The organism is Hymenobacter psoromatis, from assembly GCA_001596155.1.
Taxonomy (GTDB): Bacteria; Bacteroidota; Bacteroidia; order Cytophagales; family Hymenobacteraceae; genus Hymenobacter.
Genome location: CP014771.1, coordinates 3020404 through 3042745, shown reverse-complemented (window position 1 = coordinate 3042745; position 22342 = coordinate 3020404). Strand labels below are relative to the sequence as shown.

Genomic DNA, 22342 nt, shown 5'->3' with positions numbered 1-22342 from the left:
ACCGGCCACAAAGTTGCGACGGCTTATCCGTAAGAGCCGCAACCCGTCTCCTACCCCCACGGCCCACCATAGAAAAGCGGGGTAGGCCGCCCGGTCAGACGCCCTACCCCGCCCCGCCTTACACAGCCCGGCTTAGCGGCCGAAATCGTCCTGCACGCGCACGATGTCATCCTCGTCCGAGGGCTGGCTGGCGTCGGTGTGCTGCCAGATTTCGGCAATGACGCCCCAGCCGGCCAGGCCCACCAGGCGGTGGCGCTCGCCCTGCTTGAGCACGATGCGCTCGCCGGGCTGGTACGATTTCACCTCCGTTTGCTCGTCGGTGTCGCTGATGGCCACGCCCACCGGGCCTTCCACCACCTGCCATATTTCGGCGCGCCGGAAGTGGTACTGCCAGCTCAGACGCTGGTGCGGCGCCACCAGCAGCACCTTGGGGCTCAGCTGGCCCGAAATGCGCAGCTTGCTCACATCGAGGCCGTTGAAATAGACATCAGCAAACTGCTGGGCCTGGCTTTCATCAAGCACAAAAAAGCCGCCCCAGGGCCGGGTAGGGTCCTGCCGCTCCACGCGAAAGCCCTGCTCGTGCAGGCGCTGGGCAATGTCTCGAAAAAGCTGCTGTTTGGGGAGGTCGGCAGGGTGCATCGGAGAAAGGGGCTAGGGAGAAAGCCGTGAGTACGGCCGGCCGCAAAGCTAGCCCCCCGGCCGGGTAAACGGCCAGCCCGCTTTATAGCGGGTGCGCCCCCCGGATTTTCCGGCGCTCACGCCGGCCCAGGGGCTGGAGGGTCACATCAACCACTGTTTCCTGGCCAGTCTGAGTGAGTTCGTCCTGATAGCCCGCGTAGCCAACTTCCAGCACTGCTCCCAGGGGCACGGTTAGCTCATAAACACCCGTAGCGTTGGTGACCGCCGCCTGGGTAGTTCCTTTTATCAGTATGGTAGCGCCGGCCAGGGGCTTACCCAGGGGGTCATATACATAGCCCCGCACCACGCGGGCCACTGGGCTGGCACTCTTGCTAGCCGCCGATGGCACGCCGCTTGGACTCAGCGAATCAGGGGCGGCGGCGGGGGGAGTCGGCACAGGAATGGTGGCAATGGGCTGAACCGCCTGTCCGCGAGCGCGCAAGCGCTGGGAGGGGCTGCTGGGCCGCGGCGCGTTGGCGGGCCGGGCCGGCGCGGCCGGTGCCGGCTGTTCGGGAGCCAGGGTAGCCGCTATTTCGGTAGAAGTATATACCACGGGCTGGCCTAGGCCCTGGGCCGCCGAGTTGACGGTGCGCTCGAAAGCTACCACCACCGGCACCGGCACCAGGGGCTGGTTGCGCATCCACCGCACGGCGCTGAAGCCCCCCAGCAGCAGCAGCAGGGCCAGCGCCAACTGCACCACGGGCCGCCGCAGCGGCCCCCAGGCCGAAACGCTGGGTTGCCGCAGCAACTGCTGGCGCACCCATTCCGGGGGGCTGGCCACGCGCGCCGTCTGGTGCAGCTCGTGGTAGCGGGCCAAGGTCACGCCGCGCTCCACGCGGTCATTTTCCAATAGACGCTCTACCGCCTGGGCTTCGGCCGGAAGCAGGTTACTTTGCAGATACGCGTCGCGGGTGGCGGGCAACAACTCCCGCGTGCCAGGCTTAAATAATTGGTTATCAAAAGAATTCATCAAAAAGAGCGCGGCTAGCTGACCGCTAAGCTTGGTAGGGGGTAGTGGGTGAGAACGTGTGAGCCCAGGAGCCGGCCGGGGCCTACCCCAGCACAGCTTCGGGCCGACGCGCGTGCCGGGCAGCGGCCTTGCGGGCCGCCGACTTGCGGGCCATCACGTACACGACCAGCCCAAACCCTACCTTATTGATGACATCGCCGAAATTGTAGATTAGGTTGCGGTCCAGACGCAGGACGGCAAACAGGTTGAAAGGCAGCGTCATGTAGCCCATCGGGTACACGGCCCAACCAATGAGCACGAAGTAGGAGAGGTAAGTAAAAGCCCGCACCACGTCGCGGTCGGTTGAGCGGTCCACGGCCTTGGCCAGCGGCCCAAACCATACTTCGTAGAGCACTAGCAGGTAGCCCAGCGTTGAAATCGCACCCCAGATAATCGTCTTATTGAGGGCCGCGTTTTCGCCAAAATATCCGCAGCCAATCATCCATATCCCGCCCAGCAGCAGCCGCCACAGCGAGCCGGTGGGGGCACCGGCCGGGCGCACCAGTAGGTAGAACTGCGTGCACATCAGCGGCACCGTGAAGAACCATTCGGAGTAGCGAAAGCGCGTGAGCGCCTTCTCCTGCCCCACATATATGGCCTGCATATAGCAGTAGCTAATGGCCGCAATCAGACAAATAAGCCCCGCCACCGTCAGGTTCACGCGCCAGCGCTTGGGCACGTTGTTGCGCTCCAACAAAAAGAATAGCGCCGCGCCCAGCAAGGCAAACGTGCTGTAGAAAAATGTGTAACCAGTCAAATCGTTCTCGGAAAAATGCAAGTCAGGAGACAGCATTCCAGCGGCTAGTAATAGAGTATGCATAGAGGTAAAATGGGCGAAAAAATAAGTGTTAGGAGGTGTTAATGAGTAAGTAGCGAGAGGTTCATTCGTTTGTTAGCTGCAACCCCATTCATGCTGAACTGTTTTGCCTATTTTGTCCAATTTCTAATTAATACGTGTTTATCGCGACACGCACTACGTATTTACGGCATAGCCAGAGGTGGGCGGCCCGGCTGGCCGCCTACCTCTGTTTCCTGCTTCACCGTTACCCCTGCTTCTGGCTGTCCGCACCGGGCACCTCGTTGAGCCTAAAAAAACCTGCTTGGAAGAGCAGACTTTCTTAGACTTTCGATATTTCTGCAACCTGGGGTAGCTACTTCTCATTCCGGGCCACCACGAACATGCGGTCGCCGAAGCGACCGGTGAGCTGGTTCAGCCAGTAGGTGGGGTAGTGCGTGCTGAGTTTGGCGGCTTGCTCCACCACGTTGCCACCCAGGCGAATGTGGGCCGGAGCCTTCACCGGGTTTTGCAAATCGACGACGGAGAAGCCGTTCTTTGCCAGCATCTTGCGGATGGTAGCTGGCGTAAATTCATAGAGGTGGTAGGGCGGAATATCCATGCGACGCTGGCGGCCCAGCAGGCGGTAGGCGGCAAAGCCCAGGCGCATGCTGGGCAGGTTGGTCACGCTGGGCAGGGCGAGCACCAACAGGCCGCCAGGACTCAGAATGCGGCCAAACTTGCGGATGGCCGCCGCCGGGGAGAGCAGATGCTCCAGCACGTCGCCCAGATAGGCGAGGTCGAATTGGCTCTCGTGAAAATCCTCGGTGGTTTCGATGTTGCCGGTTACCACGGGCAGGTGCAGCTCGCGGCGGGCATAGTCGGCCGCGTGCTCGGATATTTCGAGGCCGTGGGTTTCCCAGCCCAGGCTTTGCAGGCTTTTGAGGGTGTAGCCGGGGCCGCAGCCCACTTCTAAGTACCGAAAGCGGCGGCCGGGGTAGTGCCGCTGCATGTAAGTAGTGAATTTGTCGGGCCGCACCTGGCTGAGGTCCAGCGATTTGCCTTCTTCAATAAAGGCCTTGTCTTTCTCGGTGCGGTCGTAGTTGGGGCGGTCGGTGAAATACTCTTTGCCGTAGAGCTTTTCTAATTGCGCGGGCGTGGGCTGCGGGTCCAGAAAGGCCAAGTCGCAGCGGGTGCAGCGGGTGCCTTGCAGGCGCTGGCCATCGAAGATATAATAAAAAGGCAGGGGTAGGAAGCTGGTAGCTCCGCACAGGTCGCAGTGGCGCATCTTTTTTCAATTATCAGCTAACATTTATCAAGTATCAGTTGAGCGACTGGCCGACAAATGCTGCTGATTCTACCCGTAAAGGTCCGCAACAGAACACAACCAGCAGCGTCCGCGTTGGTTGATAGAGCATTCTGACCGATACTTGCTACATGATACTTGAAAAATTAGATGCCGTTGTCATTGGCGCCGGGCCCGTGGGCCTGGCCTGCGCCCTCGAAATTCAGCGGCAGGGCCTCACCGTGGCGGTGATAGACAAAGGGGCGCTCGTGAACTCGCTGGTGGGTTATCCTACCCAAATGGAGTTTTTTTCGACGCCCGAGCTGCTCGAAATCGGTGGTTATCCCTTCCCGATGGCCTCTTATAAGCCCCACCGCGAGGATGCGCTGGACTACTACCAGCGCGTGGCCGTGGCCGAAAAGCTCGACCTGCGTCTCTACGAGCGAGTAACCGGCCTGCGCGGCCAGGCGGGTGATTTTGTGGTTGAAACCAGCAAGGGCGAGCTGGCAACCCGCGCTGTGGTGGTGGCCACGGGCTTTTTCGACGTGCCCAATCTAATGAACATTCCGGGCGAGGAATTGCCCCACGTCAACCATTACTACAAGGAGCCCTACGCCCACGCCGACCGCGACGTAGTGGTTATTGGGGCCAAAAACTCGTCGGCCAAGGCGGCGCTGGCGCTTACCCGCGCCGGCGCGCGCGTGACTATGGTGGTGCGGGGCTCGGAGGTGGCTGAAACGGTCAAGTACTGGATTCGCCCCGACTTGCTCAATCGCATCAAGGAAGGGCGCATCCAGGCGTATTTCAACACCACTATCGACGCCATTACGCCGCACTCGGTGGAGGTTACTACCCCCGCTGGCCCGCACAGCATTCCGGCCGACTACGTGTATGCGCTCACGGGCTACCGGCCCGATTATTCGCTGCTGGTCGATATGCTGGCGCTGCCACTCAATGAAAAAGACCCAGCTTTACCCCCCATTTTTGACGTGACGACCCACGAAACGGCCCGCCCCGGCGTGTACGTGGCCGGCACCGTCTGCGGCGGTTTGGCTACCAGCCGCTGGTTTATTGAGAATGGCCGCCACCACGCGCAGCTCATCGCGGCCGCGCTGGCGGAAACCTTCGTAAAATCATAATTTTCAATAACTTACTTAGCGGCAGCCTGCCGCCGCCGCTTGCGCATACGAATAGCCGACGGCGGCACCCCGGCGAAAAAACTCGCAGCCACTGGCCGAGTCGCCCGTCTGCTGGGCCAGGCGGCCCAATAAAAACAGCGTGCGGCCGTCTTTGGGCGCGTTGCGCAGGGCCTGGAAGTAAACGAGGCGCGCATCGTCGAAACGGGCCAGGCGGGTGAGGGCGGCACCTTCGGCCTGCAGGTAGGGTAGGGGCACGGGGCGGCCGATGCGCTGAAGCTGGTGGCGGCCCTGGCGCAGGTCGGCCAAGCCAGGGTGGAGCTGGTGCAGGTCGAGCAGGCGGTTTTCGCCGCGGGCCAGGCGGGCTTCGGCCAGTGTACTATCGAACCCGATGGCGCGGGTATAGCTCAGCTCGGCGGCGGCGGGCTGGTGCAGGCCCGCCTGGCAGCGGCCCAGGCGATAGAACAGGCTGGCGGCTTCGGGGGGGGGTAGGGGCTCTTCGGCAGTGGCCAAAAGCGCCGCCTCATAGTCGGTGCGGGCGGCCAATAAATCGTGGTTGATGTCCTGGCGCAGCTGGCCCCGCAGCCGCAACGCGGCAATGTGGTTGTCGCGAAAATCCAGGGCCTGGTCGAGCTGGCGCTCGGCCTCGCGCCACTGGCCCTGCGCGAAAGCAGTGCGCGCATCCTGGTAATAAAGCTTCGCCTCCACGCGGTCCATCACGACTTTGGCCGAAATGCCGAAGAGAAAAATTAAAAAGACCAAGCCGCCCACGAGCCAAGAATCCTGGCGGTTGAAGCGGGCCTGCTGCCGGGGCACGCGCTGCTGGTAGTGGCGCTCGCGCCGGCCCGCCGGGGGGCGCGTGCGCAGCGGGGGGGTAGGGACCGCGCCCGGCATCTTATATGCTGACGGGCCGCTCGCGGCAGCATCGGCCGCAGTGCGGTGCAGCTCGGCGGCCTGGCGCGCTTCGAGCCGCAGCCTGTAGTCGTACTGGGCCCGGCGGTCGGGGCTGGATAGCACGCCGTAGGCCACGGCTACGGCCTTAAACTGCTCCTCAAACTGGCGGTCGCCCCCGTGCTTGTCGGGGTGCAGCTCGGTCGCCAGGCGGCGGTAGGCGCGTTTTATGTCGGCAGCGGGGGCCGTGGCCGGCACCCCCAGCACCTGGTAATGATTTTGACTCACGCCACAAAAATTTAACCTAAAGCGGGGAACGGAGGCAGCCTTCGTGCCAGATTTTGCGTAAAGAACGCCTTGGGCAGGCAGGGTGTTACCGCCGGCCGCACTTTTAACCGAATTTCTTCGCTAAATATTTCCGCTCGCATGGCTACCCTTACTGACGACAAAACGCCGCGCAACGACAGTCTTATCGGCAACCTGACTGGCTATATCGATACGCGCATTGACCTGGTACGCCTGGAAGCACAGGAAAAAGCCAAAACCGTCTTTGTCAGCACTGTGCATGCGGTGGCGCTGGGCTTGCTGGGCTTCCTGTTTGTCCTGTTCGGCTCCATTTACCTGGGCTTCCTGCTCAATGATGTGCTGAATAGCCCCTCGGCCGGTTTTGGCCTGGTAGCCGCGCTGTATCTGGTGCTGGCCGTCCTGTTTTTTGTGGGCGTCGATAAAAAGGTATTCCAGGGCGTGGCCGATAAGCTGCTCAACAATACCATCTACAAATCCGATAAGCGTTCGTAGGCTGCCACTTACTATTTTCTGAGATTACCTCGCAACCCGCACCGACCATGACCGAGCCTACTAACCCCCTGTTTGAGGACGAAAAAGATTTCCTACTGCGCAAAAAGCTGGAGTATGAGCGAGCGTTGCGGGGCGACGTGCAGGAAATAAAGGAGAATACCGTGCAGGCCGGCAAAGTGGCGCTCATTGGCGCGGGCGTGGTGAGCGGCGTGTGGCTGCTGGTGAAAGCTTTTAGCGGCCGCAAGCCCAAGAAAAAGTCTAAAAAGAACCGGCGGTCTTCTTTCGAAGACTACGCGGGCTTCGATGGCTTTGACAAAAACGACCAGGATTCGAATGAATTTGGCACTGATTCTCAGGCCACTGACTACACCTACGACGAGGACGGCAACTACGTGCCCGTGGGCGGCGACGATGGTTTCTACTACCACAGCACGTCGGATAGCGGGGAAGAGCTAGACGACAATGGCTTGGGCCAGGAGCCGGATTTTCCGGCGCATTCCAGTGCCACGCACGGCTTCGACTCCGACGCTACCGAAGATGCTTACCACGTGGGCGAGGACCACGGCCAGGACGAAGGTCCCGAAGATGATGCTACTTCGCCCAGCTCGTTTGAGGCTCATCCTTACGACGATAGCCGCCGCCTGTCCCACTCCGAGCAGTTTGACGAGCCCGCCGCCGAGCAGCAGGCAGCTGCTCCCAAGCCAGGCAAGGCGGGCAAGAAGTCCAGCTCCGCGCTCAGCTTCGTGGGTCCGACCGTGCTGGCATTCGCCAAGAGCGAAACTGGCCGGGTGATAGTGGCGCAGGCCGCCGCCGTGGCCCTGGCAATGGTGACCAAGGCCGTGCAGGATATTATGCCCAAGCATGCGGACGAAACCGGCAAAAATGCCGACCTTGCGGCTTCATCGGCTACCAAGGGCGCTCAGCCCATTGCGTGGCCCGCTACTTCTGCCGCTCAGGATGCCACTGCCGCCGCTCACCACGACGACACCCTTACCCCTCGCGAACCGCTTGCTTGACACGCTGGCCGGCCTACGGCTGCGTGGGCGCAAGGCCCTGGCCGTGCTGCTCGACCCCGATGACTTCGAGCCCGGCCGCCTGCGCCATTTGCTGCGCCTGACGCGGCAGCATCCCGTTGATTTTTTCCTAGTTGGGGGCAGTCTGGTGCTTACGGAGCACCAGGCTGCCCTCATCGCGTTGCTCAAGGCCGAAGCGCCGCAGGTGCCGGTGCTGCTTTTTCCAAGCCACGCGCTGCACGTAGATGCCGCCGCCGATGGTATTTTATTGCTCTCGCTGATTTCGGGCCGAAACCCGGATTTCCTGATTGGGCAGCACGTGGTGGCGGCCCCGCGCCTGCGCCAGAGCGGCTTGCAGCTACTGCCCACCGGCTATATGCTGGTGGATAGCGGGCGACCAACTACGGCGTCCTATATCAGCGGCACGGCCCCCCTACCCCACAATAAACCCAGCATCGCGGCGGCCACGGCGATGGCCGGTGAGCAGCTCGGCCTGCGCCTCATGTACCTCGATGGCGGCAGCGGCGCGCAGCATCCCGTGTCGGCGGCCATGATTCGGGCCGTGCGCGAAGTAGTGGATACACCGCTTCTGGTAGGCGGTGGCCTCAATACCGGCGAGAAAATACACGCCGCGCTGGCCGCCGGGGCCGATGTGGTAGTAGTGGGCAACCACATCGAGCGCGACCCGCTGTTCTTGGCCGAGGCGGTGGCGGCCGTACGCGGGGCCAGTATTGGCGCGCCAGTAAAATAGCAAAAGCTCCAAGCTTAACCTTGGCTACAGGTGATGGTGAGTACTATTGCTCATGCGCACCTTAGCCAATCGCTTGATGATAAGTCGCCTGCTGCCAATTGGAATACTACTGGCTAGCTTGGTGGTGGCACCAGTAAGGGCGCAGTCCTTCACTACTGAGCAAACAGTGGATGCGTTGCGAGTGCAATACCACTTGCCTGCCTTGGTAGCAGCTGTTATTGAGCCGGACCAAATTCGATACTTCGGCGGGGGGGTAAAGCGCAACGACCAGCCAGCCTTGATTGAGCCGGATGATTATTTTCACCTTGGCTCCGAAACCAAGGGAATAACCAGCCTGCTGGCGGGTAAACTGGTGGAGCAAGGCAAAATCAGTTGGAAAAGTAAGCTGGTAGATGTGGTTCCTGCCCTGAAAGACAATATTCGGCCTGAGTACGCCGCTATTACCCTGGATAAGCTGTTGTCACACCGGGCTGGTATTCAGCCTTATACCGATGGGCGCGACCATAAGCAGCTGCCGCCTCTCACGGGCACAGTCTCGGAGAAGCGGTTGCAGTTTGCGCAGTTTGTGCTCAACCAGCCGCCGGTGGCTCCGCTTCCTGGTCACCACTTTGCCTACTCTAATGCCGGCTATGTTTTGGCAGCCCTTATGCTGGAGCAGGCTAGCCACAGCTCGTGGGAACAACTAGTGTCGAGCACCTTCGGCGAATTGAAGTTGCGCTACCTGATTGGCTTTCCCAACCGCTACGAATCTACTCAACCTTGGGGACACCGCCTAAAGGCTATCAGTAGTGGTAGCCCCGATAGCGTGTTTGTCCCGCTTGGACCCACCAATACCTACCAGGGATACGATTATATGGCTCCCGCTATGGAGCTTTCGATGCCGCTCCCAGACTTTGCCCGCTTAGTGCAGCTACACTTGCGAGGCTTGCTTGGCCAGGATAACTACCTCAAAAGCAGTACCTACCAGACACTGCACTTTGGGCGGACAGCGTATGCGTACGGCTGGGGAGTGAGTGGCGAGGCTAACCAAGGGACATTAACCAGCTCACATGATGGCACAACCCGGACTTTCTTCTGCCACACCGTGCTGTACCCTGGCCAGCGGGTAGCCTTTGTAGTGCTGACGAATGCTGGGGGTAGCAATGCGGTGCGCCGAGCTTGCCACGAACTGGCGCAACAGCTACGGGTGCGCTACTTACTCGGAGCCTTATAGCAAAAAGCCTCGCTGACAGTTGTCAGCGAGGCTTTGATGCAGCTAAGCAGGCGGTAATTAATCATGCCATATAAAGGCAGTGATTAACTGTTCATGGCGGTTCTGCGGCGGCGCATCTTACTGATTGGAATGCCGAGCATATCTTGAAGCGGCGGTAGCCGGGTTGTTCTTTTTAACTGCTTTCCTCGCTGCTAATGCGCTTTCGGTTTCTACTAATCTGCTGCTTGCTAAGTAATTGTCTGCTGTGGCGCGGCGCTTCGGCGCAGTCGCTGGCCGGGCAGCGGGCGCTGGATAGCATCCGCACCCGGTACAAGTTGCCGGCGCTGCTGGCGGCCATTATCGAGCCGGGCCGCATTCGGTACGTGTATGGTGGCGTGCGGCGCAACGACCGGCCCGAGCTGGTGACGCTGAACGACTATTTTCACCTCGGCTCCGATACCAAAGGCGTGACCAGTCTACTCGCCGGCAAGCTGGTGGAGCAGGGTAAAATCAGCTGGGACAGCAAGCTGCTCGACGTAGTGCCCGAACTGCGCGCCGCCGCCCTACCCCCCTACGCCAACGTGACGCTGGCCGATTTGCTGTCGCACCGGGCAGGCATCCAGCCCTATACTGCCGGAGCCGAGTACAAAAACCTGCCCCAGTTCAGCGGCACGCTGACGGAGAAGCGGCAGCAATTTGCCGCCGTGGTGCTGCGGCAGGCACCTGCCCTACCCCCCGCCGGCGAGTCCTACGTGTACTCCAACGCGGGCTACGCCCTGGCGGCGCTCATGCTGGAGCGGGCCAGCCATAAATCGTGGGAAGCGTTGGTAGCCAGGGCTTTTCGTAAACTGAAGCTGCATTATACGCTGGGCTTTCCTAACCGGACTGATGCCCGCCAACCCTGGGGCCACTGGCAGCAACTGCCTACCGATAGCGTGTTTACGCCGCTCGGCCCTACCCATACGTACAAGCTGCGCGACTATGTGGCGCCGGCCGGTGACATAGCTATGCCGCTCCCCGATTTTGCCCGGCTGGTGCAGCTGCACTTACGAGGCCTACTAGGAAAAGTCAACTATTTATCGGCTGCAACATATCAAACTATTCACTTTGGCAAGCCAGACTACGCCTTTGGTTGGGGCGTTGAAAAGCTGCCTGCTACGGGCGCACTTGTCAGCTCTCACAACGGAAGCGCAGGGACGTTTTACTGTCATACCAGCTTATTTCCCAGCCAAAAGGTGGCCTTCGTAGTGTTGACCAACCAAGGCGGCGATGCCGCCGAAAAAGCCTGCAATGAGTTGCGCAACAGTCTGCAAAAACTCTACCTGGCCGGCAAGCTATAAGCAGCCCCTACCCCCTCTAAAACAAAGAAAGGCTGCCCAAACTGGCAGCCTTTCTCCCGTCCACAAAATCCGTGAAATCCGCTAAAATCCGCGTAATCCGTGATTAAATGTTCATGGCGGTTTCGCGGCGGCGCATCTTGCCGGCCGGGATGCCAAACATCATTTTGAAGCGGCGGCAGAAATAGGCGGTGTCTTTATAGCCCACTTCCTTGCCGATGTCGCGGATGCTCTTTTTGGTGGTGCGCAACAGCGAAACTGCGCGCTCCATGCGCTGATACTCAATGTAATCCTGCGGGTTGATGTTGGTCAGCATCTTGAAATACTGCCCCACGTAGTCCTCGCTCACGTTGGCCACCGTGGCCAGCACTTTGTTCGAGAGGTCGCCGCTGAGGTTCTCCTTGATGAAGTTGAACAGGTCAATGAGGCGCGGGTCCTTGAAGTAGGTGCTGTTGGTGGCTAACTGCTCCACAAACAGGTTGTTACGCAGGATGTAGCGCACCACTTCTACCACCAGGTTCTCGGTGTAGATGTTGATGAGGCGCTCGCGGCCGGGCAGGTCCTGCATCGACTCCTCAATTATCTTGATGACCAGGTTGGCCAGCTTCGTGTTGCCCCGGATAACGAAGGCCGGCACGTCGAGCGAGGCGAAGAAATTGACCGAATCGAACACCTTGGCTTCGAAGGCTACGAAGCTGTGGCTTTCCTCCGCGTCGCCGATATAGTCGAGCTTGTCGTTGGAGGTGAAGAACCGGTCCTTATTTGTAATTAAATCGTCATTGGAAATGATGCGACCGTTCGCACCCTGACCATAACCGACGCGGGCGGGCCGGCCACCGGGCAAAAAGAGCAGCTCGCCTTCTTCCACTGGCGAGTCATCCTCCCCAAACACTACTTTGCCCCGGTGCAGCAGGATAAGATTGTTGCCAACATCATAGGCATTGCGAACGGTGAAAGCTTGGCGTAGCACCAGGTTTTTGGCCTTTATGTAGCGGACGCCCAGCGATTCGATGACTTTATTGTAGTCTTCCATTATGTACGTGTTGTTTTCAAAAAATAGGCACTAAATCCTTGTAAAAGTGCCTAAAGTTACAACTAATTACTGCAATGAATTCTAAAAAAAATTCATTAAATAAAAAAACCCAGGCCAATTAGACCTGGGTTCTGTGCAAAATCGAAAAAACCGGGTTTCGAAAGTGTGCTATTTCAAAATTTCGCGGGATATGACGATTTTTTGAATCTCCGAGGTACCCTCGTAAATCTGGGTGATTTTGGCGTCGCGCATGAAACGCTCCACGTGGTATTCTTTCACAAAACCATAGCCGCCGTGAATCTGGACAGCCTCCACGGCCGAGTCCATTGCCACTTTGGAGGCAAAAAGCTTGGCCATCGCGCCGCTTTTGGCATAATCCACGTGGTTGTCTTTGTCGGCGGCGGCTTGCAGGCACAGCAGGCGGGCGGCGTCGATGTTGGTAGCCATGTCGGCCAGCTTGAACTGAATGGCCTGGTGCTTAGCGATTTCAACGCCAAACGCTTTGCGTTCCTTAGCATATTTGATGCTCAGTTCCAGCGAGCCGGAGGCGATGCCCAGCGCCTGCGCCGCGATGCCGATGCGCCCCCCCGCCAGCACCTGCATCGCAAATTTGAACCCGAAGCCGTCGGCGCCGATGCGGTTTTCCTTGGGCACATGCACGTCGGTAAACATGAGCGAGCAGGTGTCGGAGCCCCGGATGCCGAGCTTGTTCTCTTTCGGACCCTGAATGAAGCCAGGCATATCCTTGTCCACAATCAGCACGTTGATGCCGCGCGATTTCAAATCGGGATGCGTCTGAGCAATAACCAGATACACCGAAGCCGTGGTGCCGTTGGTAATCCAGTTTTTGGTGCCGTTCAGCAGGTAGTAGTCGCCTTTGTCTTCGGCGGTGGTGCGCTGACTGGTGGCGTCGGAGCCGGCTTCGGGCTCGGAGAGCGCAAACGCACCAATGATTTCGCCGCTGGTGAGGCCGGGCAGATACTTGCGCTTCTGCTCCTCGCTGCCGTATTTCTCCAAGCCCCAGCACACCAGCGAGTTATTCACCGACATGATAACCGAGCACGAGGCATCAACCTTGGAAATCTCTTCCATCGCCAGCACGTAGCTGATGGTGTCAAGGCCCGAGCCGCCGTATTCGGGGCTCACCATCATACCCATAAAGCCCAGCTCGCCCATGCGCTTGATTTGCTCGGTGGGAAATTTCTGGTGCTCGTCGCGCTCGATAACGCCCTGCCACAGCTCGCTCTGGGCAAAGTCGCGGGCAGCGGCCTGCACGGCCAGCTGCTCTTCGGTAAGCTGAAAGGGGGAGGCGGTGGCCGTTGAAGTCATCATGTCAGAAACAGGGGGTAGGGAGGGGTGGGAGAGGGGATAAGTAGTCTGGTGCCGCAAAAATACGGCGAAGCCGACAAGCAGCCCGAAAAAAGGCGTTATGCCAACCGGTTTCGGCCGGGCTACACTACTCCGTTGTTCCTTAAACAGTTTGGCGAAGCGCTAGTTGCGGCGGCCGCCAAACAGCATCATGCCGTAGTAGAGCAGCGTGGCCAGCGAGCTAACGGCCGCGACTACGTAGGTCATGGCGGCCCACCACAGGGCATCTTTGGCCACAGCGTGCTCATCGGTGGTTACTACCCCGCTGCGGTCCATCCAGGCCAGGGCGCGGCGCGAGGCGTCGAACTCGACCGGCAGCGTGATAAACGCGAACAGCGTGGCCAGCGCGAACAGGGCCACGGCCAGCCCCAGCGGAATAAGGCTGACGCGCAGCAGCACCACGCCGGCCAGCAGCAGCAGCGGCATCACGCGCGAAACGGACGAAAGCGCGGGCACCAACGCCGAGCGCAGCCGCAAAAAGCTGTAGGCCTGCGCGTGCTGCACGGCGTGGCCGCACTCGTGGGCCGCCACGGCGGCGGCCGTGGCCGAGCGCCCGGCGTACACGTCGGCGCTGAGGTTCACGGTTTTATCGGTTGGGTTGTAGTTATCGGTCAGCTGGCCGTCGGTGCTGATAATCTGCACGTCGCGGATGCCGTGGTCGGCCAGCATCTTGGCGGCGATTTCGCGGCCGCTCAGGCCCGAGCGCAGCCCGATTTGAGCATATTGGCGAAACTTGCTCCGCAATCGCTGCTGAATGCCCCAGCTAACGACCATGAGCAGAATGAGAATGATGAACATGGCTTTTTTTAGTTTCTGGTTCCTGGTTCATAGTTTGGATGTCAACCAGGAACTTACGACAAACGGGCTTTGGCCACAATGCCCGACGTGCTGTAGCCCGACACGAGCGGCACCGTGAGCACCTGCCCGCCGTTGTTCAACACCAGTTCGTGGCCCACAATTCCGTCAATCGTGTAGTCGTCGCCCTTTACCAATACGTCGGGCTGCACGGCTTCGATGAGTTGCAGGGGGGTAGGCTCGCCAAACAGCACCACGGCATCCACGAAAGCCAGTGCGGCCAGCACGCGGGCCCGCGAGGTTTCGTCCTGCAAAGGCCGGCCGGGCTTGAGCACGCGCACCGAGGCATCGGTATTGAGGCCCACCACCAGGCGGTCGCCGAGGGCGCGGGCCTTTTCGAGGTAATCGACGTGGCCCAGGTGCAGCAAATCGAAGCAGCCGTTGCTGAACACGATGCGCTCGCCGGCGGCGCGCCAGGCGGCCAGCGTAGCGGGCAACTGCGCGGGAGTCAGGATTTTATCGGCCGTCATGAGGGGGTAGGAGGGTAGGAGGAATATGCAGTATTTTTGAGCTTGTTGTAATAGAGCAAGAAAATGACTGTCAGGTAGTAAGACAAGAAAAAAATTTGTTATACAGCCCCCTTACCCTCCTACCCTATCTCCCTACTCGCTTACCAGCGGCTCGTTGCTCAACGTTTCGGCTTCGCTGACCAGGTTACCTTTGTCGATGCCGGCCACGGCCACGAAGCTGATGCCGCCCAGCAGCACTACTAGCAGCGTTTGGGCGCCGTGCACCACCAGCGCGTAGGCAATGCCCGCCTCCTTGCTCACCCCGTAGGCCAGCAAAATGCCCTGCACCAGCACGTGAAACGGCCCAATGCCGCCCGCCACCGGCGCGGCCATGCCGAACGCCCCAAAGGTGAGCACGGCCAGCGCGGCCTTCGCCCCGAGGTCGTAGGTTTCGGGAAAGCAGAAAAAAGCCAGGTAATCGAGCAGGTAATACACGAACCAGGTGAAGAAGGTGTGGAGCAGAAACAGCCCCTTGTTTTCGAGGCGCATCACGCTGAACACGCCCGCCAGCAAGCCCTTCAAAAACAAGGTCAACTTATTAAACAAGGCATTCTGGCGCAGGCGCTCCAGGTTGCGCACCAGCGTGTAGCCGGCCAGCACCAGCAGCACCAACGCGCCGATGGCCGCCAGCAGCAGGGGCGTGCGGTTGCGGGCAATGCTGTCGTATTGGCCACCCAGCAGCTTATCCGTAACGAAGGCCCAGAAGGTCTTGAAATCGAGCAGCAGCGTGGCGCCCAGCAGCCCCAGCAGCACCAACACATCGATAACGCGCTCCGTCACCACGGTGCCCAGGGCCACCTGCACCGGCACGCCGCTGGTGCGCCGCAGCACCGAGCAGCGAATGACCTCGCCCGCGCGCGGCAGCACCAGGTTAGCGAGGTAGCCCACCATCATGGCGTGGTACACGTGCCAATAAGGGGCTGGCGTGCGCGAGGCCGTGAGCTGCATTTGCCAGCGGTAGGCTCGGCTGAAGTAGCCCAGCGTGGCTAAAAAACAGCTGATTATCAGCCAAATATAATTAGCTGTGCGAATGTAGTGCCCAATGCGCGACAGGTCTTGCCCCCGCACGGCGTACCACATCAGCGCCCCGGAGATACCCAGCAGCAGGGCATATTTTAAGAAGGTAAGCAGGTGCTTCACAGAACAAAGAGGCTGACAAAGAAGAAAGGGCGATATACTCAGGGGTAGGCTGCTTTTTAGGCTAAAAACCAAACCGCGTGACCAAGGCCCCGGCCGATGAATAGCGCCAAAAAACCTGGAGCGTATGCGTTGCGGGCAGTTTGCTACCCTGCCACGCGGCCGGTAAAGATAGCCTGCCGCCTGCCGGTGGCTAGGATTTAGCGCCGGCCGGGTTGTACTTTCCGGCCTCAATTAACCCTGCGCCTACCCCCCCTCGCTATGCGAAATCTACTCCTTAGCCCTTGGCGGCTGGCCTTGCTGGCCGGCTGGCTGCTAGCCGCCGGCGCCGCCCGCGCCCAGACGCCCCTGGGCCAGCCGTCGCTCGACGAGGCCAAGGTGCAAATCTGGTGCGCCACGGCCCGCTACGTGTATGCCGACGCCGGCCGGCCGCAGCTGCAGTTCACCCTGCGCTGCCAGGGCGGCAACCTGGCGGCCCTGGCGGCCAGCCTGCGCCCCGACAGCCTGCGCATCTACTCGGTGCTGTATGCGCCCATTGAGGAGAAAGGCCGGATTTATAAAGGACTGAGAGATAACCCCGCGCGGCTGGCGGCGCTCGCCAAGGCCATTATCAGCAAGCTGAAAGCCTCGCCGGCCCGGCAGCACGACCCCGCCCGCCTGGCCAACCTGCAAGTGCTGGAAAAAAAGCTGACCGACTACGTGCAAACCGGCCTACCCCCCACCGAAGCCGCGCCCGCCCCCGAAGCCGCCGATACCAACCCCGGCCCCGGCCCCGCCGAAACCGCCGAAACCGGCTCCGGCCAAGCACCCCGCGCCGCCTTGGCCGCCGCCGCTGAGCCGCTGCTGAATCGCTTTTTTGCACCCTTAGCGCTGATTCTCAGTATCTTGAGCCTGGTGCTGTATGTGTTGCTGCGCCTGGGCCTGGGCCGCACCCTACGCGAGTTGCGCCGGGCCGCTACCCCCCCCGCCAGCCGCGAGCTGACCGCCACCCAGCGCCAGCAAATCGAGGAGCTGGTGGCCCAGCGCGTCGCCGAGGCCCTGCGCGAAGCCAACCCCGGTGCTTGAGCTCCTGATTTTTACGAGACTAATCGGGCCGGCAGCGGTTAACTAGTGATGCGTGCTTTTTTACGTTTGCTAGGGTGCATCGCGCTGGCGCTGGCCGGCTGCCAGGTAGCGCCGCGCTCTACTGAGCGCAAAGCAGCCGTGCGGGTCAACGCGATTTCTAACAAGCACACCGTCACCGAATCGCCGACGCTGGAGCGGCCGGGGCCTACCGTGAAGCAGCGCTGATTCAAAGTGAAAAAAGCAAAGAAGAACGGTCATGCTCACCTAGCGTACCGAAGGAAGCATTTTTCTGCGCAGGTAACTTCAACGTTTAGGGTTAGTTACGCGGTAGAGATGCTTCCTTCGGTACGCTAGGGGAGCATGACCGTTCTTCATAATTAGTACTTATGCAAATCGTCTGTCATTGCGAGCAACGCGAAGCAATCGCACCAGAACGAAATAGTTCGAGTGTCGTTCTGGTGCGATTGCTTCGCGTTGCTCGCAATGACAAACGTCTTTTGCGTAAGTCCTAATAATTCTAAATTCATAATTAACCTTGCCCTACCCCGCTGCCCGCCGCGACCCGCGGCCCGATACCTACTTTGGCACCGAAGTGCCCGACCCCTACCGCTGGCTGGAAGATGCCGACTCGGCCGAAACCACGGCCTGGGTGCGGGCTGAGAATGAGGTGACGTTCGCGTATCTCGACCAGATTCCCTTCCGCGAAGAATTGCGCGAGCGGCTGACCCAGCTCTGGAACTACGCGCGCTACGGCGTGCCGAGCCAGGAGGGCGAGCTGCTGATTTTCAGTAAGAATGATGGGCTGCAAAACCAGGCAGTGGTGCATGCCCTACCCCCCGGCCAACCGCTGAGCGCGGCCACGGTGCTGCTCGACCCGAACCAGTTTTCAGCGGCTGGCACTACGGCGCTGATGGGCCTGCACTTCAGCCCCGACCACCGCTACCTGGCCTACACGACCAGCGGCGGCGGCTCGGACTGGCAGCAAATCCGGCTGCTTGACATGGCCAGCCGCCTACCCCTCTCCGACGAGCTGGACTGGGTGAAGGTGTCGGGCGTAGCCTGGGCGGGCGACGGTTTTTACTACAGCGCCTACGACGCACCCCGGCCCGGCGAGGCCGCGCTGGCCGGCAAAAACGAGTTTCACAAGGTGTATTACCACCGCTTGGGCACGCCGCAAAGTGCCGACGAGTTGGTGTACGAAAACCCGGACATGGCGCTGGGCTTCCGCATCGCCGACGTGACGGAGGATGAGCGCTGGCTGTGCCTGAGCCTCACTGACGGGCTCAGCGACGGCAACCGCCTGCTGGTGCGCGACCTGCGCGACCCCGCGCAGGCCACGACTTGGACGACTGTTCAGCCGGATTACGAGTTTGAGACGAGCGTAATCGGTAGCCTTGGCGACGAGCTTTTAGTGTATACGAATGCCCACGCGCCCAACTTTCGGGTGATGCGCGTGGACCCGCGCCGGCCCACCGAGTGGCAGGAGGTGCTGCCCGAAACCAGCGAAAAGCTCGAAGGCATCAGCTTGGCGGCGGGCTGCCTGTTGGCTACTTACCTGCACGATGCCAGCTCGCGGGTGCGGGTGTATTCGGAGGCGGGCGCGTGGCGGCACGATGTGGCACTGCCGGCTATTGGCACGGCGGGCGGCTTCGGCGGGCGGCGCGCCGATGAGGTGCTGTACTACGCTTTCACGTCGTTTACCTACCCCACTACTATCTACCAATACGACCCGGTTACGAACGAGAGCACCGTGTTCAGCGCGCCGACGGTGGACGTGCAACCGGCTGACTACGAGACGACGCAGGTTTTTTACGAGAGCAAGGACGGGACGAAGATTCCGATGTTCATCACCCACAAAAAAGGGCTGGAATTGAATGGGCAGAACCCGACCTACCTCTACGCCTATGGCGGTTTCAACGTGTCGGTGACGCCGGGTTTTTCGGTGGCGCGGCTGCTGTGGCTGGAGCGCGGCGGCGTGCTGGCTATTCCGAACCTGCGCGGCGGCGGCGAATACGGCGAAGCCTGGCACCGCGCCGGCATGACGCCGCACAAGCAAAACGTGTTCGACGACTTCACGGCGGCGGCCGAAACGCTGTTTGCCCACGGCTACACCAGTCCGGCGAAGCTGGCCATCGCAGGCGGCTCGAACGGCGGGCTGCTGGTCGGGGCCATCCTAACGCAGCGGCCCGACCTGTGCCGGGTGGCCTTGCCCGCCGTGGGTGTCATGGACATGCTCAAGTACCAGCAATTCACCATCGGCTGGAACTGGGCTCCTGAATACGGCACCTCCGACGACGAGGCGCAGTTTCGTAACCTGCTGGCTTACTCGCCTTTGCATAAGCTAAAAGCCGGCACTGCCTACCCCGCCACGCTCATCACAACCGCCGACCACGACGACCGCGTGGTGCCGGCGCACTCCTTCAAATTTGCCGCCGAGCTGCAAGCCTGCCAGGCCGGCCCTACCCCCGTCCTCATCCGCATCGACGTGAACGCCGGCCACGGCGCGGGTAAAAGCACGCAGCTCCAGATTGCCGAATGGGCCGACGTGTGGAGCTTCACGCTTTTTGAGATGGGGAAGTAGTAGAGTAATAGCGCCGTTTGTCATTGCTTCGCTTTGCTCGCAATGACAAACGGCGCTATTACTCTACTACTTCCAGCACGGTGCGGAAGGAGTGGTATTTGCCGGCAAATTTCTCGTCCATTTCCTGGCGCAGGGCGGGGGCAAAGTGCTGTTGATAAGCCTCTAACTGTTCCAGACTCACGCTGAAATACTGCGCGGCGTAGGTCACGCCGTCGTCCTCCTCGTTGAGCAGGCGCAGCAGCACGCTGCGAATAAAGCAGCCGGTGCTCACTACCTCGGCCATATGGTGTTCGCGCATGTAGGCTACCCATTCGTCGGCGATGCCGGGCTCCAGGCTGGTGGTGACGTTGTATAGAATCATAAACGGTAAATGAGTAATTGCGTGAGTGAGTAAATGAGTTAAAAATCAGGCAGATAGCTAACTTACTCAGCCGCCAGCTCGCTCATTTGCCGGCCATCACACACGCATGGTATCAAATTGGAAGTCGGTGATGCGGGCCAATATGTCCTTAGAAGACAGCTTTTCGCGGGCGGCGGCCTGAGCCAGGGCGGGTAGTTCCTGGTCGCCGGCGAGGCGCAAAGTTAGAATTTGCTTGAGCGAAAGCTCCTTTTCGAGCGGGGCGAAGCGCTGACCGCTCACCTCAAAATAGCGCTGGCGCACTTCGAGGCGCGCCACCCGGTCTTGCAGCAGCAGGGCGTAGTGCTGGCGCAGCATCACGAGCGTGATGAAAAACAGCAGCGTAACGGCCGCCAGCGAAAACCACAGGCGCGAAATTTCGGAGTCGTCGCCGGCCACGCCCACGTAGCGCCGAATGGTGTAGCCCACCATCAGCAGCGTGAGCGGCAGCAGAATATAGTGATGCAGGGGGTAGTAACGGGCGGGGTTTTTGGCGGCCATTCAGCAGAGGATGATGGGTAAGGGATAAAAACCGGCATGCGGGCAAAATAAAAAAAGCTCCGGCTGAAACCGAAGCTTTCTTAAAAAGAAGGATGCCTGACCTAAGCCAAATGCACGGTTTATTGAGCCTTGCGGGCGGCCTTTTCAGAGGCTTTTTCAGCCTTCATCTGCATTTTGGATGCCTTTTCCTCTTGCTTAGCCGCTCTCGACTGTTGCTTGGCCATTTTAAGCTGCTCGTTTTGCTGCTTGGCCTGCTGGCGCTGCTGCTTCATCTGGCTCTTCAGGTCGCGCGTCTGGCTTTTTTGGGATTTAAGCATCCGGCGATTATCGGTCACCGACTGGTCGGCTACTTTGCGCTGGTCGCGCTGCTGGTCGTAGGTCGAGCGGGCGTCCTGCACCGTTTGGGGGGTAGCGGGCGCGGGGTCGGGGGTAGTAGTTTGGGCGTGAGCAGTGGTAGCGCCTACTGCACCAAGAGCGAAGACAGCTCCGATAAATAGCTTTTTCATAAGTAATGGTTGAAGTTCCTTAAAAGAACCTCATCTTAAACGTACAGGCGGTGAGATAGTTCGTTCCTACGTTGGCTCGCTGTAATCGAGGTCTTTGCCAAAGCTTTCGGGCAAAGTACTTACGGCCCAAAAAGCCACCACCAGCGTGAGGCCGCCCAGCGCCGCCGCGCCCGTGATGCGCCCGCCCAGGTGCGCCTCGGCCCAGCGGAAGGCCGGCACCAGCGCCACCACCGCGCCCCGCGCAAAGTTGGGGGCCGTGGTGGCCACCGTGGCCCGCAGGTTGGTGCCAAACTGCTCGGCCGCCACCGTCACAAACAAGGCCCAGAAGCCCACCGAAATGCCCAGCACGAAGCACACGACGTAGAAAAAAGTGGGGGTAGCGCCCCGCAATCCAAACAAATAAAACCCCACCAGCAGCGTGCAGAAAACCAGAAAAATTTGCAAGGCCCGGTTGCGGCTTTTTAATAATTGGCTGAGGCCGCCGCTGAAAAAATCGCCAAACACCAGCCCGAAGTAGCACCAGAATACCGCCAGGCCAGCCGTCACCGGTGCCTCGCCGGCCGGCACCCGCACGCCCAGCGCGTCGGCAAATTCGGGCGAGAAAGTGATGAGAATGCCCACCACAAACCACAGCGGCACGCCAATGAGCAGGCAGCGTAGGTAGCGCCCCAGTAGCGCGGCATTGGTGAAGAGGGCTAGGAAGTTGCCGCGCGAAGTACCACTCGCCTTGGTCTTTTGAAACATGCCCGACTCAAACACGCTCACGCGCAGCGCCAGCAGGGCCAAGCCTAACACCCCGCCCACCAGGTAGGCAGTGCGCCAGCCCAGGCGGCTGCCCACCCAGTAGCCCAGCATGGCCCCGCTCACGCCCACGGTGGCTACTATCATGGTGCCCAGGCCACGCTTTTCCTTGGGCAGGCTCTCGCTCACGAGCGTGATGCCCGCGCCCAGCTCGCCGGCCAGCCCTACCCCCGCAATCAGCCGCAACCAGGCGTATTGGTCCAGGGTGTGCACGTAGGCGTTGGCCAGGTTGGCCAGCGAATACATCAGAATGGAGCCGAACAGCACCGAAAGCCGGCCTTTCTTATCGCCCAGAATGCCCCACAGAATTCCGCCCAGCAGCATGCCGCCCATCTGCATCGAGAGCAGGTATTCGCCCTGGGTTTTGACCGCGACTTTATCCACGATGCCCAGCTCGGCCAGGCTTTTGACCCGCACGATGCTGAACAAAATCAGGTCGTAAATATCTACGAAATAGCCCAGCGAAGCCACCACGACCACCGCCGAAAGCAGGCGGCTTGTCTGGACCACGGATTCGACGGATTTTGCGGATTGGTCGGATTTTGTAGGCGACTCTGGACGAGTGGGAGTTTGCATGGCGAAAAATAGCGCGTAGCGCGGACTTTTCGGCCAGTTGCCCGCTGCTTCTGCCCGCTGCCAACGCACTCCGCGCCCTACCCTCTGAAACCGCGCCGGAGCAGCCCACCGAAAAGAATCGTCCACAAAATCCGTGAAATCCGCTAAA

At 60.3% G+C, this 22342-nt stretch carries 22 protein-coding genes; 8 read left to right on the top strand and 14 right to left on the bottom strand.

Annotated elements, in window-relative coordinates; translation table 11 throughout:
• Positions 1-132 precede the first annotated feature (132 nt).
• The 4 genes from A0257_12850 to A0257_12835 form a co-directional block, all read right to left on the bottom strand.
• Entirely contained in the window at positions 133-639 is a 507-nt protein-coding gene (locus tag A0257_12850) for a phosphoheptose isomerase (protein AMR27889.1), read from the bottom strand.
• An 82-nt stretch (positions 640-721) separates the two neighbouring features.
• Positions 722-1648 carry a hypothetical protein gene (locus tag A0257_12845; GenBank protein ID AMR27888.1) on the bottom strand — a complete coding sequence of 309 codons (927 nt, stop codon included), beginning with the start codon at positions 1646-1648 and terminating at the stop codon, positions 722-724.
• 82 nt (positions 1649-1730) lie between these two features.
• Positions 1731-2465 carry a hypothetical protein gene (locus A0257_12840; GenBank protein AMR27887.1) on the bottom strand — a complete coding sequence of 245 codons (735 nt, stop codon included), beginning with the start codon at positions 2463-2465 and terminating at the stop codon, positions 1731-1733.
• Between the two features lie 373 nt (positions 2466-2838).
• Positions 2839-3750 (bottom strand): hypothetical protein, encoded by a 912-nt coding sequence (locus A0257_12835; GenBank protein ID AMR27886.1) that lies wholly within the window; start codon positions 3748-3750, stop codon positions 2839-2841.
• Positions 3751-3899: 149 nt separating this feature from the next.
• Here A0257_12835 and A0257_12830 point away from each other — a divergent pair, with 149 nt between their 5' ends.
• Positions 3900-4886: a hypothetical protein gene (locus tag A0257_12830; protein ID AMR27885.1), complete on the top strand. Its 987-nt coding sequence runs from the start codon at positions 3900-3902 to the stop codon at positions 4884-4886.
• Positions 4887-4901: 15 nt separating this feature from the next.
• On the opposite strand, the gene A0257_12825 is transcribed toward A0257_12830, so the two are convergent.
• Positions 4902-6062 (bottom strand): hypothetical protein, encoded by a 1161-nt coding sequence (locus A0257_12825; protein ID AMR27884.1) that lies wholly within the window; start codon positions 6060-6062, stop codon positions 4902-4904.
• Between the two features lie 138 nt (positions 6063-6200).
• Between A0257_12825 and A0257_12820 the strand changes: the two genes are divergently transcribed.
• The 5 genes from A0257_12820 to A0257_12800 all read left to right on the top strand — a co-directional run bounded on the left by A0257_12820 (position 6201) and on the right by A0257_12800 (position 10868).
• Positions 6201-6572: a hypothetical protein gene (locus A0257_12820; protein AMR27883.1), complete on the top strand. Its 372-nt coding sequence runs from the start codon at positions 6201-6203 to the stop codon at positions 6570-6572.
• Between the two features lie 47 nt (positions 6573-6619).
• Positions 6620-7588 (top strand): hypothetical protein, encoded by a 969-nt coding sequence (locus tag A0257_12815; protein AMR27882.1) that lies wholly within the window; start codon positions 6620-6622, stop codon positions 7586-7588.
• 4 nt (positions 7589-7592) lie between these two features.
• Positions 7593-8336 carry a geranylgeranylglyceryl/heptaprenylglyceryl phosphate synthase gene (locus A0257_12810; protein ID AMR29751.1) on the top strand — a complete coding sequence of 248 codons (744 nt, stop codon included), beginning with the start codon at positions 7593-7595 and terminating at the stop codon, positions 8334-8336.
• 46 nt (positions 8337-8382) lie between these two features.
• Positions 8383-9549, top strand: coding sequence for a hypothetical protein (locus tag A0257_12805; GenBank protein ID AMR27881.1), 1167 nt, complete (start codon positions 8383-8385; stop codon positions 9547-9549).
• Positions 9550-9743: 194 nt separating this feature from the next.
• Positions 9744-10868, top strand: a complete 1125-nt coding sequence (locus A0257_12800) for a hypothetical protein (GenBank protein AMR27880.1) — start codon at positions 9744-9746, stop codon at positions 10866-10868.
• 103 nt (positions 10869-10971) lie between these two features.
• On the opposite strand, the gene A0257_12795 is transcribed toward A0257_12800, so the two are convergent.
• The 5 genes from A0257_12795 to A0257_12775 all read right to left on the bottom strand — a co-directional run bounded on the left by A0257_12795 (position 10972) and on the right by A0257_12775 (position 15770).
• Positions 10972-11898: an AraC family transcriptional regulator gene (locus A0257_12795; GenBank protein ID AMR27879.1), complete on the bottom strand. Its 927-nt coding sequence runs from the start codon at positions 11896-11898 to the stop codon at positions 10972-10974.
• A gap of 168 nt (positions 11899-12066) precedes the next feature.
• Entirely contained in the window at positions 12067-13227 is a 1161-nt protein-coding gene (locus A0257_12790) for an acyl-CoA dehydrogenase (protein AMR29750.1), read from the bottom strand.
• A gap of 162 nt (positions 13228-13389) precedes the next feature.
• Positions 13390-14064, bottom strand: a complete 675-nt coding sequence (locus A0257_12785; GenBank protein AMR27878.1) for a hypothetical protein — start codon at positions 14062-14064, stop codon at positions 13390-13392.
• Positions 14065-14117: 53 nt separating this feature from the next.
• The gene (locus A0257_12780) at positions 14118-14591 is read right to left on the bottom strand and encodes a D-beta-D-heptose 1-phosphate adenosyltransferase (GenBank protein ID AMR27877.1); all 474 of its coding nucleotides are present in this window, start codon (positions 14589-14591) and stop codon (positions 14118-14120) included.
• A 132-nt stretch (positions 14592-14723) separates the two neighbouring features.
• Positions 14724-15770, bottom strand: coding sequence for a hypothetical protein (locus tag A0257_12775; protein AMR27876.1), 1047 nt, complete (start codon positions 15768-15770; stop codon positions 14724-14726).
• 294 nt (positions 15771-16064) lie between these two features.
• Between A0257_12775 and A0257_12770 the strand changes: the two genes are divergently transcribed.
• Positions 16065-16832, top strand: a complete 768-nt coding sequence (locus A0257_12770; GenBank protein AMR27875.1) for a hypothetical protein — start codon at positions 16065-16067, stop codon at positions 16830-16832.
• A gap of 535 nt (positions 16833-17367) precedes the next feature.
• A complete protein-coding gene (locus tag A0257_12765; GenBank protein ID AMR27874.1) occupies positions 17368-19413 on the top strand; it encodes a prolyl endopeptidase in 2046 nt (681 codons plus the stop codon).
• 58 nt (positions 19414-19471) lie between these two features.
• On the opposite strand, the gene A0257_12760 is transcribed toward A0257_12765, so the two are convergent.
• From A0257_12760 to A0257_12745, 4 genes are all read right to left on the bottom strand, one after another.
• Positions 19472-19774: a hypothetical protein gene (locus A0257_12760; protein AMR27873.1), complete on the bottom strand. Its 303-nt coding sequence runs from the start codon at positions 19772-19774 to the stop codon at positions 19472-19474.
• 96 nt (positions 19775-19870) lie between these two features.
• Complete coding sequence (locus A0257_12755; GenBank protein AMR27872.1) at positions 19871-20311, bottom strand: hypothetical protein; 441 nt, start codon at positions 20309-20311, stop codon at positions 19871-19873.
• 119 nt (positions 20312-20430) lie between these two features.
• On the bottom strand, positions 20431-20817 hold the full coding sequence (locus A0257_12750) for a hypothetical protein (protein ID AMR27871.1): 387 nt from the start codon (positions 20815-20817) through the stop codon (positions 20431-20433).
• Positions 20818-20883: 66 nt separating this feature from the next.
• A complete protein-coding gene (locus A0257_12745; protein ID AMR27870.1) occupies positions 20884-22194 on the bottom strand; it encodes an MFS transporter in 1311 nt (436 codons plus the stop codon).
• Positions 22195-22342: the final 148 nt, after the last annotated feature.